The sequence below is a fragment of the Catenulispora sp. EB89 genome (genome assembly GCF_041261445.1).
In the GTDB taxonomy this organism is placed as follows: domain Bacteria; phylum Actinomycetota; class Actinomycetes; order Streptomycetales; family Catenulisporaceae; genus Catenulispora.
Window position 1 is genome coordinate 67,761 of sequence record NZ_JBGCCU010000018.1, and the last position, 14,250, is coordinate 82,010.

The 14,250-nt window shown below is 69.0% G+C and carries 8 protein-coding genes; 6 read left to right on the plus strand and 2 right to left on the minus strand.

The window, feature by feature from the left end; translation table 11 throughout:
* The first annotated feature begins 208 nt into the window (after positions 1–208).
* From ABH920_RS32140 to ABH920_RS32150, 3 genes are read left to right on the plus strand one after another with little or no spacing between them, the layout of a single operon-like run.
* Positions 209–1,459, plus strand: coding sequence for a glycosyltransferase family 2 protein (locus tag ABH920_RS32140; RefSeq protein WP_370352967.1), 1,251 nt, complete (start codon positions 209–211; stop codon positions 1,457–1,459).
* A gap of 17 nt (positions 1,460–1,476) precedes the next feature.
* Positions 1,477–3,054 (plus strand): ArnT family glycosyltransferase, encoded by a 1,578-nt coding sequence (locus ABH920_RS32145; RefSeq protein ID WP_370352968.1) that lies wholly within the window; start codon positions 1,477–1,479, stop codon positions 3,052–3,054.
* Positions 3,051–4,742: an ArnT family glycosyltransferase gene (locus ABH920_RS32150; protein WP_370352969.1), complete on the plus strand. Its 1,692-nt coding sequence runs from the start codon at positions 3,051–3,053 to the stop codon at positions 4,740–4,742. Before ABH920_RS32145 ends, ABH920_RS32150 begins: the two co-directional genes overlap by 4 nt.
* A 78-nt stretch (positions 4,743–4,820) precedes the next feature.
* On the opposite strand, the gene ABH920_RS32155 is transcribed toward ABH920_RS32150, so the two are convergent.
* Positions 4,821–5,165 (minus strand): hypothetical protein, encoded by a 345-nt coding sequence (locus ABH920_RS32155; protein ID WP_370352970.1) that lies wholly within the window; start codon positions 5,163–5,165, stop codon positions 4,821–4,823.
* Between the two features lie 442 nt (positions 5,166–5,607).
* Here ABH920_RS32155 and ABH920_RS32160 point away from each other — a divergent pair, with 442 nt between their 5' ends.
* From ABH920_RS32160 to ABH920_RS32170, 3 genes are all read left to right on the plus strand, one after another.
* Positions 5,608–6,039, plus strand: a complete 432-nt coding sequence (locus ABH920_RS32160; RefSeq protein ID WP_370352971.1) for a DoxX family protein — start codon at positions 5,608–5,610, stop codon at positions 6,037–6,039.
* Between the two features lie 120 nt (positions 6,040–6,159).
* Positions 6,160–7,338, plus strand: a complete 1,179-nt coding sequence (lhgO, locus tag ABH920_RS32165) for an L-2-hydroxyglutarate oxidase (protein WP_370352972.1) — start codon at positions 6,160–6,162, stop codon at positions 7,336–7,338.
* 55 nt (positions 7,339–7,393) lie between these two features.
* Positions 7,394–7,600, plus strand: coding sequence for a hypothetical protein (locus ABH920_RS32170; protein ID WP_370352973.1), 207 nt, complete (start codon positions 7,394–7,396; stop codon positions 7,598–7,600).
* A gap of 130 nt (positions 7,601–7,730) precedes the next feature.
* Here the strand turns inward: ABH920_RS32170 and ABH920_RS32175 are convergent, their stop codons facing one another.
* Positions 7,731–13,760, minus strand: coding sequence for a carbohydrate binding domain-containing protein (locus ABH920_RS32175; RefSeq protein WP_370352974.1), 6,030 nt, complete (start codon positions 13,758–13,760; stop codon positions 7,731–7,733).
* Positions 13,761–14,250: the final 490 nt, after the last annotated feature.

Below are 14,250 nucleotides of genomic sequence, written 5' to 3' on the forward strand. Positions count from 1 at the left end.
TCTGCCCGAAAGAAGCACTTTACCCCCTGCGCGGATCCGGATCCCGGCGATTGTGCCGGAAGCCGGAAACTACCAGCGCCCAAGCGCCCCGGCGTTCGCGGTGCGCAACAATTTACACTCCGTTCCCAGAGGGTTGGCTTTGGCCATGGGAAAGTGTTGAGTGCGGGCCACACCGGGTCGACCGGTCGCGTTCAGGGGGATCCACTCAATGTTCTCAATCGCCATCGTCTTGTTCTCCGCGTTCCAATTCGGTGTCGCGGCTTTCACCTTGTGGTGGATGCTGCACGCCTGGCGCACCCCGGAGACGCTCGAATCCACGAAGTTCGCAGCCCCCGACGGCGACTGCGGCCTGTCGTTCTCGCTCCTGGTGCCGGCGCGGCACGAGCAGGAGGTCCTGGACCGCACGGTGACGCGGCTGTTGGAGTCGACGCACACCGACTACGAGGTCCTGGTCATCGTCGGCCACGACGACCCGGAGACCGCCGAGGTGGCGCATGCTCTGGCCGCGCGGAACGCGGGCCGGGTCAGGGTGGTCACCGACTACCACGAGAAGAAGAACAAGCCCAAGGCCCTGAACAACGCGCTGCCGCACTGTCGCGGCGACGTCGTCGGGGTCTTCGACGCCGAGGACCAGGTGCATCCGGAGCTGCTGGCGCACGTCGACCACGCGTTCCGGGACACCGACGCCGCGGTGGTGCAGGGCGGCGTGCAGCTCATCAACTACCACTCGTCCTGGTACAGCCTGCGCAACTGCCTGGAGTACTTCTTCTGGTTCCGCAGCCGGCTGCACCTGCACGCCAGCAAGGGTTTCATCCCGCTCGGCGGCAACACCGTGTTCGTGCGGACCGACCTGCTGCGCGCGAACGGCGGCTGGGACCAGGACTGTCTGGCGGAGGACTGCGATCTCGGTGTCCGCCTGTCGTCGCAGGGGGCGAAGGTGGTCGTCGCCTACGACTCGGAGATGGTCACCCGCGAGGAGACGCCCGGTTCGGTCGTCGCGCTGATGAAGCAGCGGACTCGCTGGAACCAGGGCTTCCTGCAGGTGCTGCGGAAGAAGGACTGGAAGCGGCTCCCCACGCGCCGCCAGCGCCTGCTGGCCCGCTACACCCTGATGACGCCGTTCTTCCAGGCGTTCTCCGGCGTCCTGGTCATGCTCGGCTTCACCGTAGCGCTCATCACGAACGTGCCGATCGGGGTCGCGCTGATCTCGTTCCTGCCGGTGATCCCGATGCTGGCGACGTTCTTCTTCGAAGCCGTCGGGCTGCACGACTTCGGCAAGCAGTACCAGCTTCCGGTACGGCCGCGGCACTACGTCAAACTGCTCCTCGGCGGCCCGGTCTACCAGCTGATCCTGGCTTGGGCGGCACTGCGCGCGGTATGGCGTGAGGCGCGCGGCCGCAAGGACTGGGAACTCACCAAGCACGTCGGCGCGCACCTCGAAGCCGAGGCCGCACTCTGATGCGGGGACGGGTTCTGATGCCGGGACGGGTCCTGACGCGGGGTCCCGCTCTGACGTGGGGACGGGCTCTGGACTTCGTCCGCCGCCACCCCGACCTGTCGGTCTGCCTGCCGCTGGTGGCGCTCATCGTGCTGGTGCAGGGCAAGAACATCGCCAACTTCCCGACCGTCAGCGACGACGAGGGCACCTACCTGGCGCAGGCCTGGGCCATCCAGCACGGCCACGGCCTCGCGCACTACAGCTACTGGTACGACCACCCGCCGCTGGGCTGGATCCAGATCGCCGCGCTGTCCTGGATCCCGGCGCTGTTCGACCACGGGACCATGGTCGTGATGCACGCCCGGGTGATCATGCTGCCGGTGACGGCGGTCGCCTCGGCGCTGGTGTACGTGCTCTGCCGCCGGATCGGCATGGCGCGCTGGGCCGCCGCGCTGGGCGTCGTGGTCTTCGGGCTGTCGCCGCTGTCGGTGACCATGCAGCGCGAGATCTACCTCGACAACTTCGCCGTGGTGTGGATGGTCGCCGCCTTCGTGCTCGCGCTGTCGCCGAAGCGGCACCTGTGGCACCACGTCGGGTCCGGGGCCTGCGCGGCGGTCTCGATCCTGTCGAAGGAGACGATGCTGGTCGTCGCGCCGGCGCTGCTGTGGGCCCTGTGGCAGGGCTCTGACAAGGCGACGCGCAAGTTCTCCGTGGTCGGGTTCCTGTCCGCGGCCGGGCTGATCGTCCTGCAGTATCCGCTCTACGCGCTGCTCAAGGGCGAGCTGTTCGCCGGACCCGGGCACAACTCGCTGTTCGGGGCCATCTCCTATCAGCTGGGTCGAACCGGTTCGGGGAACATCCTGCGCAAGGGATCGGTGTCGAACCTGACGCTGCACTGGTGGCTGGTGCGGGACCCGATCCTGATGTACGCCGGGACGGCGTGCTCGTTCCTGGCGCTGGCGGTGCGGCGGCTGCGGCCGGTCGCGCTGGCCGGCGTCATCCTGATCGTCGTGGGCGCCCGGCCGAACGGCTACCTGCCGGCGATGTACGTGATCCAGGCGATCCCGTTCTTCGCCGTCTCGATCGCCGGGCTCGCCGACGCCGTCGTCGAGGTTCTCCTGCGGGAGCGGACGCGAGCCTGGATCCGCGGCTGGTGGCGCTGGGACGTGCCGTGGCGGCGGCTCGACCTGGCCGCGTTCGGCGGCGTGGTGCTGATCGGGCTGATCGCGCCCCAGTGGCAGACCGGCGACGCGACCGCCGACACGGCGTTCTCCAACGACCAGTACGCCCAGGCCTCGTCCTGGATCAAGACGCACGTCCCGGACCACGCGCACACCCGGATCGTCGTCGACGACGCGATGTGGCCGGACCTGGCCGACCAGGGCTTCCAGCCCGGGCTCGGGGTGATCTGGTTCTACAAGGTGGACCTGGACCCGGCGGTCGCGCGGACCTTGCCGGACGGGTGGAAGGACATCGACTACGTCGTCTCGACGTCCGTGATCCGGCAGGACCCGAACGGGCTGCCGACGGTGCGGGCGGCCATGGGGCACGCCGGGGTCGTGGCGACCTTCGGGACCGGGGATCAGCGGATCGACATTCTGAAGGTGAATCGGTGACGACGGTGGAATCCCGGTCCGACACGGCCGAGGACGGCCCGGGACCACAGGGCGGGGCGCTCGCGGCCGCTGAGGCGACTGGCGCGGCCGGGCCGGCGAGGCCGACGATCGAAGCCGCCGAGGCCGAGGCGGCCGGGTCGGCGGTCGAAGCCGCCGAAACGGCGGATGTGCGGCGATCGAGCTTCGGCGACCGCATCAACACCCTGCTTCGCGGCCGGCTCCCGCTGGCGCTGATCATGATCCTGCAGATCGTCCTCGCGTACCGGCTGTCCAACTCGGCCTTCGAGGACGAGTCGCTGTACCTCTACGCCGGCCACCGCGAGCTCGCGTTGGAGCTGCACGGCACGCCGACGTACGACTCCTACCCGAGCTACTTCTCCGGCGCCCCGTTCCTCTATCCGATTCTCGCCGCCGGCGCCGACCACCTCGGCGGCCTGGAGGCGGCCCGGGCGATGAGCCTGCTCTTCCTGCTCGCGACCACCGGAATCGTCTGGACGATCACGCGGCGGCTGTACGGACAGGCGCCGGCGATCCTTGCGGCGCTGCTGTTCGCGACCTCTGCGCCGACGCTGTTCCTCAGCCGGTTCGCCACCTACGACGCGTTGGCGATCCTGCTGCTGGCGACGGCCTTCTGGATCGTGGTGCGGACGGCGCGAATGCCGGTCGTCGTGGTGCTGGCGGCAGCCCCGGTACTGGCGTTGGCAGTCGCGGTCAAATACGCGGCGCTGCTGTACGTGCCCACGGTCATCGCCGTGTCAGTGTTCATAGTCCCGGACCACTCATACCCGCGCCGTGCCCAGTGGATCAGAGGACTGGTACGCGGTCTGGCGTTGACGGCCGGAGTCGTGGCGCTGCTACTCGCCGCGTACATGTCCCTCAGCCCTGATATGAAGCTCGGCATCAGGCAGACCACGACCAGTCGCGATCAGGGCGGCGACCCCGTGTCGGCGATCGTCCGGCTGTCGATGGTCTGGTGCGGCTGGGTGTTCGTGCTGGCCGTGATCGGCACCTGTTTCGAAGCGCTCCGCCGCAACCGCTCGCGGGCTCGAACATTGTTGGCGGCCACCCTCGCGGGCTCGGCGCTGCTGGCCACCGTCTACCAAGCGCATCTGCACAAGATGCAGTCTCTGCACAAGCACCTCGGCTTCGGTCTGATGTTCGCCGCACCGATTGCCGGCTTGGCGATCGCCGGTCTGGCGCGTCTCCAGCACAAGGACGTCCGCAAACGCATTCCGGGCCTGGCGTTGGGAATCGCGGCCGTTCTGACTCTCTACGCCACGCACGCCGTGGTACCGCTCTACGACGGCTGGCCGAACTCGACGAAGATGGTCGCCGCCATCCGCCCGCTCGTACACGAGGGGCATGAGCGGTATCTCGCCGAGGAGAACGAGGTGCCGCGGTACTACCTGCGGGACAAGACGCAGCCGTACGAGTGGTTCACGACGTTCTTCTTCTCGTACACGACGAAGCAAGGCCAGGCGCTGCAAGGCGTCCAGGCATACCAGAGCGCTTTGCAGGACCACTACTTCAATCTGGTGATCCTGGACCACGGCCCGACGGCGGCACTCGACGACGAGCTCGACAAGACGCTGAGCGCGAAGGGCTCTGGATACACGCTGGTGGCGCAGGTCCCGGGAGCGACCAGCCACGGGACACAGATGTACGAGGTGTGGGCGGCGGCCGGGTAGTCACCCGGACGCCGCCCGGCGGGGCGAGTGTGGTGGGGCGAGTGCGGTGGGGCGAGTGCGGCGGGGTCGCCGGATCGCTCACTCGCTCCGCGCGGCCGGGGCCGCGAACGCCGGTTCGACCGCCTGCCGCAGGGCGATGGCGGCGTGCAGCAGGCTCGCGGTGGTCAGGACGTCCTGCTCGTTCGGGCCGACGATCCGCCATCGGCCGTCGGTGCCCCGTGCTCGGGCGACCCCGAGCCGGACCGGACGGGTGATGTCGGTGACGTCGCTGATGGTGACCTCGCCGTCGGCCGCCACGGCCGAGAACGTGCGGCCCATGCATTTGACGACGGTCCGGTACCCGGACACCTCGTCGATGTCGAACACGCTGTTCACCTGCCGGTCAGAGGCCTCCGCCGGGCCTCTTCCTTCGCTTGCGGGCACGATGGGCGCCCCTCCTCGCGTCGCCGGGCTCGGCAGAACCCTGATTCTTGGCAACTCAGTGTAGTCGCCGCCGCGAGCCCCTGGCCGACCGGGTGGCCGTCGGACCCATTAGGGGGTACCCCCACTGGCATCGGCCGGCATGATGCGCGAATGGCCGACGCCGCCGGCTCCGTGGCGCGACGATCGCCAGGCTCGAAGGAGGGAAGATCGCGTACCTTCGCGAGTATGCGACCTCGGCGCCGCTCTACGACTGGACGGGCATCTGGCGGGACTGAACGGCCCGGTGACAGGAACTTTCATCCGATTCCGAAGTTCGCGGCCGCATCTGAACCAGGCCCCTTATTTCAACGTTCTGTGACAGTCGGCCACACCTGGCCGTACCGGGGGACCACCACGGTCCGACGGCGCAGGCCGGCGGACGGACACGGAAGCGGAGAACCAGATGTCCACCCTGAAGCCTGTGCCCGAATACGGCTCATCACTGTTCCGGATAGTGGTCAGCTTTCTCATCGCCTGCCACGGCGCCTCCACATTGACCGGCTTCCCCGTCTCGGGCAAGACGGTCTCGCCCCTGATGTGGCCCGGCGGGGTCGCAGCGTCCCTGGAGCTCGGGTTCGGCGTGCTCGTGCTGATCGGACTCGGCACCCGGACGTCGGCGGTGATGCTCTCGGGGACCATGGCGTACGCGTACTTCTCCGTGCACCAGGAGAAGGCCCTGCTCCCGATGCAGAACGGCGGCGAGCCAGCCGCGCTGTACTCGTGGGCGTTCCTCATGATCGCGATCGTCGGGCCGGGGCCGCTGGCCGTCGACGCGCTGCGGGCGAGGGCGAAGGTACGCGTGACCGGCGGCGGTGAAGCCGCGGCGGCGGTTTAGACAGGTGTAAGCAGCCTGAGTGCCGGCCGGCTCCGAAGTACCGCTCCTTCGGGCCCGGCCGGGCTTCGGCACTGTCGGTTTCTCGCACCTGTCGCCACCGAGTCGCGTACTCTGCCGATCGTGCGCAGTGTCGTAGTCGTCGGGGGCGGGATCGTCGGTCTGGCCGTGGCCCGGGAGCTGGCCGGGCGGGGGCTGGGCGTCACCGTGCTGGAGAAGGAGCCCGCCTGGGCCTCGCACCAGACCGGCCACAACTCGAACGTCGTCCACGCCGGGCTGTACTACAAGCCGGGCTCGTTCAAGGCCCGCATGTCCGTCGCCGGCAACCGGTCCATCGTCGACTTCGCCCGGGAGCACGGCGTACCCGTCGAGGTCTGCGGGAAGCTCGTCGTCGCGACCCGCGAGGAGGAGATCCCGGCGCTCGACGTACTGGCCGAGCGCGCCGTCGCCAACGGAGTGCCCGCGAAGCGGATCACCCCGGCCGAGGCGCGCGAGTACGAGCCCGAAGTTTCGTGCGTCGCCGCGCTGCGCGTCGAGTCCACCGGGATCATCGACTACCCCGGCGTCTGCGCCGCACTGGTCCGCCTCCTCGGCGAGGCCGGCGCCGACCTGCGGCTGAACAGCGCCGCGCTGGGAATCCGGCCCGGCCGCAACGGCGGCGTCGAGGTCGCCACCGCGGCCGGCATCATCCGCGCCGACACCCTGGTCAACTGCGCCGGCCTGCACTCCGACCGGGTGGCGCGCCTGGCGGGACTGACGCCGTCGGCCCAGATCGTGCCCTTCCGCGGCGAGTACTACGAACTCCGGCCCGAAAGCCGTCACCTGGTCAAGGGCCTGATCTACCCGGTCCCGGACCCGACGCTGCCGTTCCTGGGCGTGCACCTGACCCGGATGCTCGACGGCAGCGTCCACGCCGGCCCGAACGCCGTCCTGGCGCTGCGCCGCGAGGGCTACCGCTGGACTGACGTCTCCGCGAAGGACATCGCCGAAGTGGCGACCTTCCCCGGCACCTGGCGCCTCGCCCGCCGCTACGCCCTCCCGACCGGCCTGGACGAGGTCCGCCGCTCCTTCTCGAAGCGCCGCTTCGCCGCCAGCCTGGCCCGCCTCGTCCCGGCCGTCACCGAGGACGACATCGTCCGCCACGGCTCAGGCGTCCGCGCCCAGGCCATGCGCCGCGACGGCTCCCTGGTCGACGACTTCCTGATCGAAACCACCCGCGACCAGGTCCACGTCCTGAACGCACCGTCCCCCGCCGCGACGAGCGCCCTCGAGATCGCCCGGCACATCGCGGACATCGTTTGAACCAGCAGATCAAGGCTACAAGGGATGTCTGACCCCTACGAAGGGAGACGTCACCATGTATGCCGGTGGTCTTCTCGCCACACTGCTCATCCTCGGGCTGATCCTCCTCGTGACCACCCTGGCGGTGGTCATCTCAGAACCACGCAACGTCGGGGCGCCGAACACCCGCGAAGACCCCGCCGACGTCACCCGCCGCCTACGCGGCCAGGGGACGCGCGGCGGCCGACGCGCGGGGCGCGGGAGTGATGGGGCCGGGGGCTGATCTCACTGGACGCCGGGCGCTCGGCGGACAACTGCGTGCGATTGAAGGGCGCTACCCGGCTGGGTAGCGCCCTTCGGTTGTTTAGGTCGCGTGCTACGAGAGCTTGGTCAGCCCCTCGGTCGGTTCTCGGTCAGTTCTTGGTCAGTGTGATGTCGTCGCAGGCGGAGGTGCCTGCTGTGGATCGGTAGCAGTAGATGTCGACGCTGGTGTTGGTAGGCCCGGTGGTGAATTGGGTGGTGAGTTGGGTCCAGGTGGTGGCGGTGGTGGTGGTGCCGGTGTCGTCAGCCCCGGTGGGGTCGCTGTATTTCTTGGTGCCCAGGTTGGTGACGCCGCCGTCGGTGAGGATCCATCCGGTGAGGGTGTAGGTGGTGTTGGGTGTGAGGCCGTTTACCACCTGTTCGATGGATCCGGTGCCGCCGGCTGGTGCGTTGATCTGTCCGGCGTACGTTCCCGAGTGGGGGTTGGTGGTGGTGACTGCGGCGTTGTAGGCGGCGGTCCAGCCGGCCAGGGATCCCGCTTCGAAGTCGGGGTTGGCGATGGTTGCCGCGGTCTGCGTGAGGGTGATGTCGTCGCAGGCGGAGGAGCCTGCTGTGGATCGGTAGCAGTAGATGTCGGCGCTGGTGTTGTTTGCGCCGGTGGTGAACTGGTCGCTGAGCTGGGTCCAGCCGGTCGCCGTCGTGGTGGCGTCCTGGTTGTCGCCGGCGGGGTCGTACTGCTTGGCGCCGAGGATGGTGCTGCCGCCGTCAGTGCGGACCCAGCCGGTCAGCGTGTAGGAGGTGTTGGGTATCAGTCCGCTGACGACCTGCTCGATGGACCCGTTGCCGCCGGTGGGAGCGTTGATCTGTCCGGCGTACGTTCCCGAGTGGGGGTTGGTGGTGGTGACTCCGGCGTTGTAAGCGGCGTTCCAGCCCGCCAGGTTCCCGGTTTCGAAGTCGGGGTTGGCCACGCCTCCCGCCGGCGGAGTGGCCAGCAGCGTGATGTCGTCGCAGGCGGAGGTGCCTGCTGTGGATCGGTAGCAGTAGATGTCGACGCTGGTGTTGCTCGCGCCGGTGGTGAACTGGTCGCTGAGCTGGGTCCAGCCGGTCGCCGTCGTGGTGGCGTCCTCGTTGTCGCCGGCGGGGTCGTACTGCTTGACGCCCAGGATGGTGCTGCCGCCGTCAGTGCGGACCCAGCCGGTGAGGGTGTACGAGGTGTTCGGCGCCAGGCCGGTGAGGACCTGCTCGATGGACCCGGTGCCGCCGGTGGGCGCGGTGATCTGGCCGGCGTAGGTGCCGGTGTGAGGACTGCTGGTGGTCGTTGCCGCGTTGTACGAGGCGGTCCACCCGGACAGGGTCCCCGATTCGAAGTCGCCGTTCGGGATGGCCGGGCTGCTCAGGACGGTGACCCGGTTGGTGGTGGTGGCGCTGCCTCCGTTGAAGTCGGTGACCGTGGTGGTCGTGGTGTACGTGCCGGGCGTGGTGTACGTGTGCGACGCGGTGGCCGCCGTTCCGCTGACCGGAGCGGTGCCGTCGCCGAACGCGAACGTGTACCCGGTGATCGCGTACGCGCCGCCGATGGACGTGGACGCGTCCACCGTCATCGGGCTGCCGACCGCGGCGCTGCTCGGGATCTGCGCGCGCGCCGTCGGCCCGGCGTTCGAGGCCGGCCGCAGCACCAGCGTGTCGACGCCGGCGTTGTACCGGTTGCCGGTCGACGCGGCGTTGGTCGACTTCACCGTGAAGGTGAAGGTGTGTACTCCGGGCGTGGCGAACGTGACGGTGCCGAACGTGAACGGGCTGACGATCACACCGTTGTGGTAGCCGTCGAAGGTTTGCGGCAGTACGGCCTGGTTCGCCGTACCCGCGTCGACGGTCAGTGTCACGGTGCCGTAGTCGACGGCGCTGGTCATCGCCGGCTTCACCGAGTAGGTGCCGGCGTAGGGGACGTACCACGACAGGGTCATCGTGGCGTTGGGGGCGGTGGCGCTGAGCATCTCCTGGGCGTTGTTGGACCAGGTGACGCCGCAGCAGTTGGTCTGGGTCGACAGGCTGCCGCCGGTGGCAGTGCTCTGCCACAGCGTCTCGGCCTCTGTCTGCAGCGCCGAGCCCGAGCCGACCGGCACGAGCCAGGCCTGCTGGGTGTTGCCCGAGCCGGCGCAGTCCCACAGCCACGGCGCGACGCCGGACTGGGTGCTGGCCTCGTTGTCCAGGCAGCGGCCCGATGCCGGGTTGTACAGCTGGGAATAGCCGTTGATGGAACCGTTCTGGCGTACGACGAAGCGCTGTCCGCCGCTGATGGCGCCGAACTGCGGGTCGTTCGGGTCGGTGACGCTCACGCAGTCCGAGATGGTCAGCGGTGAGGTGTCGGCGGTGCCGTAGTTGTCCGCCCAGGTCGAGCGGATGGTCAGGCACTTGTTGGTGTTGCCGGCCCAGCGGATCGAGCCGTCCGGTCCGAAGGTCCAGGCCTGGTTGATGTTGTTCAGGCAGGAGTACTGCTGCAGAGCCGTGTCGTTGTTGGTGTTCGCTCCGGGCAGGTCCAGGCACTGCTGGGAGTAGCCGACGCGGATCGGTCCGCTCGCCGACGTGGGGACCTGGCCGTTGAGGCTCCTGACCTGCTTCACCTGGGTCCAGGCGTTGCGGGACATGTCGTCGGCGGAGGCCGACCACGACGCCCCGGACGCCGCGTTGGCGGTGGTGACCGGACCGTTGGCGGAGCCGGGCAGGAGCTTGAGCTGGCCATCGGGCTGGGTGCCCCACAGCGCCGGGTAGCCGGTCTGGCTGATGGTCCCGCTGCTGTCCACGGCCGGGCTGCCGGCGTTGACGAGCACCGGGTAGTCGGCGACCGACAGCGGTCCCTGGGCCACGGTGTTGCCGGTGGGGCCGACCGAGTGCGCGGCGTTGAGGTTGCCCAGGCTGTACGGGTCCTCGACGTTGTTGGTGGCGGTGTTGTCGAACTGCCAGAGGTTGCCGGTGGTGCGGTCGCGTGCCCACAGGTCGGGGTAGGCCCCGTTGGAGGCGTCGCCCTTGATCTTGCCGGCCGCGATGAGGTCCATGTTCAGCCAGTTCCAGCCCGGCAGGGCCGCGTAGGCGCCGGTCAGGTTGGAGGAGCCGATCATGACCGGTGCGGTGACCTGGCCGACGCCGACTGGCTTGAACAGCCACAGGTTGGCGCCGCCGTTGCCGTCGTCCTCAACGGTGATGAGGTTCGTCTTGCCCGCGAAGGTGCCGGGGTCCTGTCCGCCGACGGCGCCGAAGGCCAGGATCTGCTTCACCCCGGACCAGTCGGAGCGGTAGCCGGCGCACTGGTTGCGCACGTCGATGGCCGCGTTGCAGCTCGGACGGGTCACCACCACCTGGTGCTGGACGGCGAACTGGTCGGCCGGCACCGTTCCGCCGAACGTGGCGGCGTTCAGGTAGTAGTAGAGCGCGCCGTTCTTGGCGGCGAACAGGTCGTCGACCGGGACGCCGCGCTCGGCGCCGCGGTGCGTGATCAGGGTGTTGTCCCAGGTCTTGCCGTCCGGTGCGGCCGAGGCCGGGGCGGCCTCGTTCGCCGCGGCGGCGATGTTCGCCGGCAGGTTGGCCGCCGGCAGCGCCGGGTCGGTGTTGCCGGGCAGTACCACCAGGTGGCTGGCGCCATGGCCGTCCGGCACCGCCATGACGATGTCCGGCACGCCCTGGCCGGTGACGTCGCCCAGGGTGGTCACGTGGTTGGGGTTGCCCGGGGTGTAGAAGTCGTACTCGGCCACGGGGGAGAAGTTGCCGGCCCGGTCCACCGCACGGATCCACAGCGTGTTCTCACCGGCGGTGGTCAGACCGGTCGGCAGCGCCAGGGTGGTGGTGGGGCCGCCGCTCGCGGACAGCGTGGCGCCGCCCACGGACGTCACGCCGACCTGCGAGGAGTCGCGGTTGAGGACCCAGTCGTAGTGGTCGATCGGCACGCCGGTGGTGGTGCCGCCGATCGTCAGGTTGCCGCCCTGGGTCGCGGTCTTGACCGACACCGAGCCGATTGCCGGGAAGTCGGTCGAGGAGACCGTCGGCTTGTTGGGGGAGTTGAACGCGGCGGTGAAGAAGCAGTTGCCGTTGGGGTAGCCCAGCTGCGTGCCGAGAACGCTCTGCCCGTAGGTGTTGTCGGTGATGCCGCCGTCGCCGACGCCGTAGGCGTGGCCGTCGGTGATCGACAGGTTCGGATCGTTGTGCTGCGCCGCGATGTCCTGGCCGAAGCTCGCCGAGGCCAGGTAGTGGTACCAGCCGTCGGAGGCCGGCTGCCCGTTGAGCGTGCCGGAGGTGGCGGCCAGGTTGTTCTGGTATCCGGTCTTGCCGGTGACCGTCAGGTCGTTGAACCCGAGGTTGACCGCCAGGCTGGCCGGGTCGATGTCCTCGACTTCCTCGGTCGCGGTGATCGTGCCGGTGATGGTCTTGGCGATGTAGCCGCCGGGCTGGGCGGTGTCGCAGCTGCTTCCGCCGGTGGTGCTCGGCGTGATCTTCATGGCCACCGGCCGCGGCCACAGCCGGTAGGTGATCAACAGCTGCATGTTGCCGTCGTGCAGCGGATCCCACATGTTGCCGCCGTTGTCGCCGTCGTGGCGGTAGAACACGGCGTACCCGGCGGTGGCCGGGGTGGACTCGTTGTTGGCCTTCAAGCCGAAGGTGACGTCCGTGTGGTAGTTGTCGTGCAGCGGCTGCACGACGCTCTTGACGTTGACCGAGAACGTGTTCCCGTGCCCGCCGCAACCCGGGGTGGTGCTCTGGCCGTTCGGGGCGTTCATCAGCTTGGCGTCGGTGGAGTACCACGCCGAGGCGCCGGTGTTGCTCATGGAGTTCGCCCCGCCCGTGCCCAGCTGGTTCCGCCAGGTCGCGGGATTGTTGAAGGGGTCGAGCGTGTACAGGTCGATCGGCGCGCACGGTGAGGAGGCGCCGCCCTGGGTGGTGGCCTTGAAGACCGCGTCGGCGATCGAGCTGTTCTCGGGGAACACGCTGTTGTCGATCTTGAAGTTCACCATCGACCGGATGATGCCGCTGCCGGAGGAGTTGCCGACGCGGACGACCTCGTTGGTGCAGCAGGACTCGGTGTCGTAGCCGTTGCGGTCGAGGCTGCTGTTGTAGATCTCCGCCCAGTGCTGGATCGGAGCACCGACCTGCGGGTCGACGTAGACCGGGTAGACGGTGGTGGCGCCGCGCAGCAGCTTGGCGTCCGGGGTCACGTCCACCGTCGAGCCGTGCAGCGCCACGGGCATGACAGCGGTCTTCGACGCCGGGCCGGGGCCGTCGGCCGGGTCGGCGGGCGCCGTCGCGTCAGCGCTGTTCCCGCTGTTCGCGGTGTTCGCGCCGGCCGGCGGAGTCGCGGACTTCGCCACCGGATCGGGCGCGGCGGACCGCGTGGCCGGCTGGGTGGAGTCCCACATCAGGGGCGTGTGGCTGGTGAAGACGGGGTTGTTGCCGGCGTCCGTACCCACGATCGCGCCGGTGCTGTCCGTGCCGATCTTCACCCCGGCGCCGTCGATCCCGAGGTGGATCGCGGCCAGTGCCGGGTTGGCGGCGGCGGTCGCGGACTTCACGACCAGGACCTCGCGCACGCCCAGCGAGTCGGCCGAGACCTCCAGGTCCACGCCGGGATAGATCTCCGGGTACGTCGCGGAGTTCTTGCTCAACGTCGGCTTGGGGAGCGTGCCGGGCCAGCTGATCGACACCTTCTTGCCGTCGGTGTCGACGGCGGCCAGCACGCCGGTCCCGCCGTCGGAGACGGTGATGGCGACCGGTGTGGCCTTGGTGTGCAGCTTGCCGTCGGTCCCCACCGCCAGGCTGGTGTCGATCGCCGACCAGGTGGCGCCGACCTTGGCGCGGACCGGCTCGACCGTCTGCTGGTAGCTGAACGTGCCGTCGGGATTCGCCACGGTCATCGCGTACGGCGTGGTGGCGGCGTCGACGATGACCGGCTTGCCGGTCTTCACGGCCTTGGCGTGCGCGTCGGCCTGGGACTTGCGCAGCGCCGCCTGCGGATCCGGCTTGGCCGGCGCGGGTGTGGAAGCTCCGGACTGCGCGGTCGTCGTGGTGGTGCCGCCCACCGCGGACGACACCGTGGCGGCCTGGACGGCCGGTATCGGGATCGCCACGAGCGCGGCCGTCGTCAGGCCGGCCGCGACGCGGCCCAGCCGCCTGGTGGATATCAGTGGTTTGGGTCTCACGGGTGCCTTCGTTGGTCGCAGGTGGGCCGGTACGCCTTCTGGTTCCGCCCGGCCGGAAGCGGCGCTCCCGGCCGATTACCGCGCAACTTATATCCGGTGCGCGGGCCCTAGGGCAACCATTTTCTGTGTCCAGCTCAAATGACACGTCGAAGAAGTCGGATAGGCCTTGCTGAATACTGATTCAAACCGGACAAGGAAGCGGCAAGCGCGCCTAACGCAGCGAATTTGATTTGAATCCTGTCTCAGGTCCCTGGTGCAGCGGACCACCGGTCGGTTAAGGTGCGTTCGTTTCTCTTCTCTCGTCGCTTGTCTCGTGTCTTGTCTCGTCGTTGGTCTTGGCCCGAGCCAAGGAACCTTGGGGGTTTTGGCGATGCTCGTGCATCCGCTGTCTTCGCGTTTGCGAAGGCGGCCTTTGGCGTTTCTGTCAGCGATTTCCGTGGTACTGCCATTGGTCGCCGGGCCATTGCCGGCCGAGGCCTCCGGACGCCCG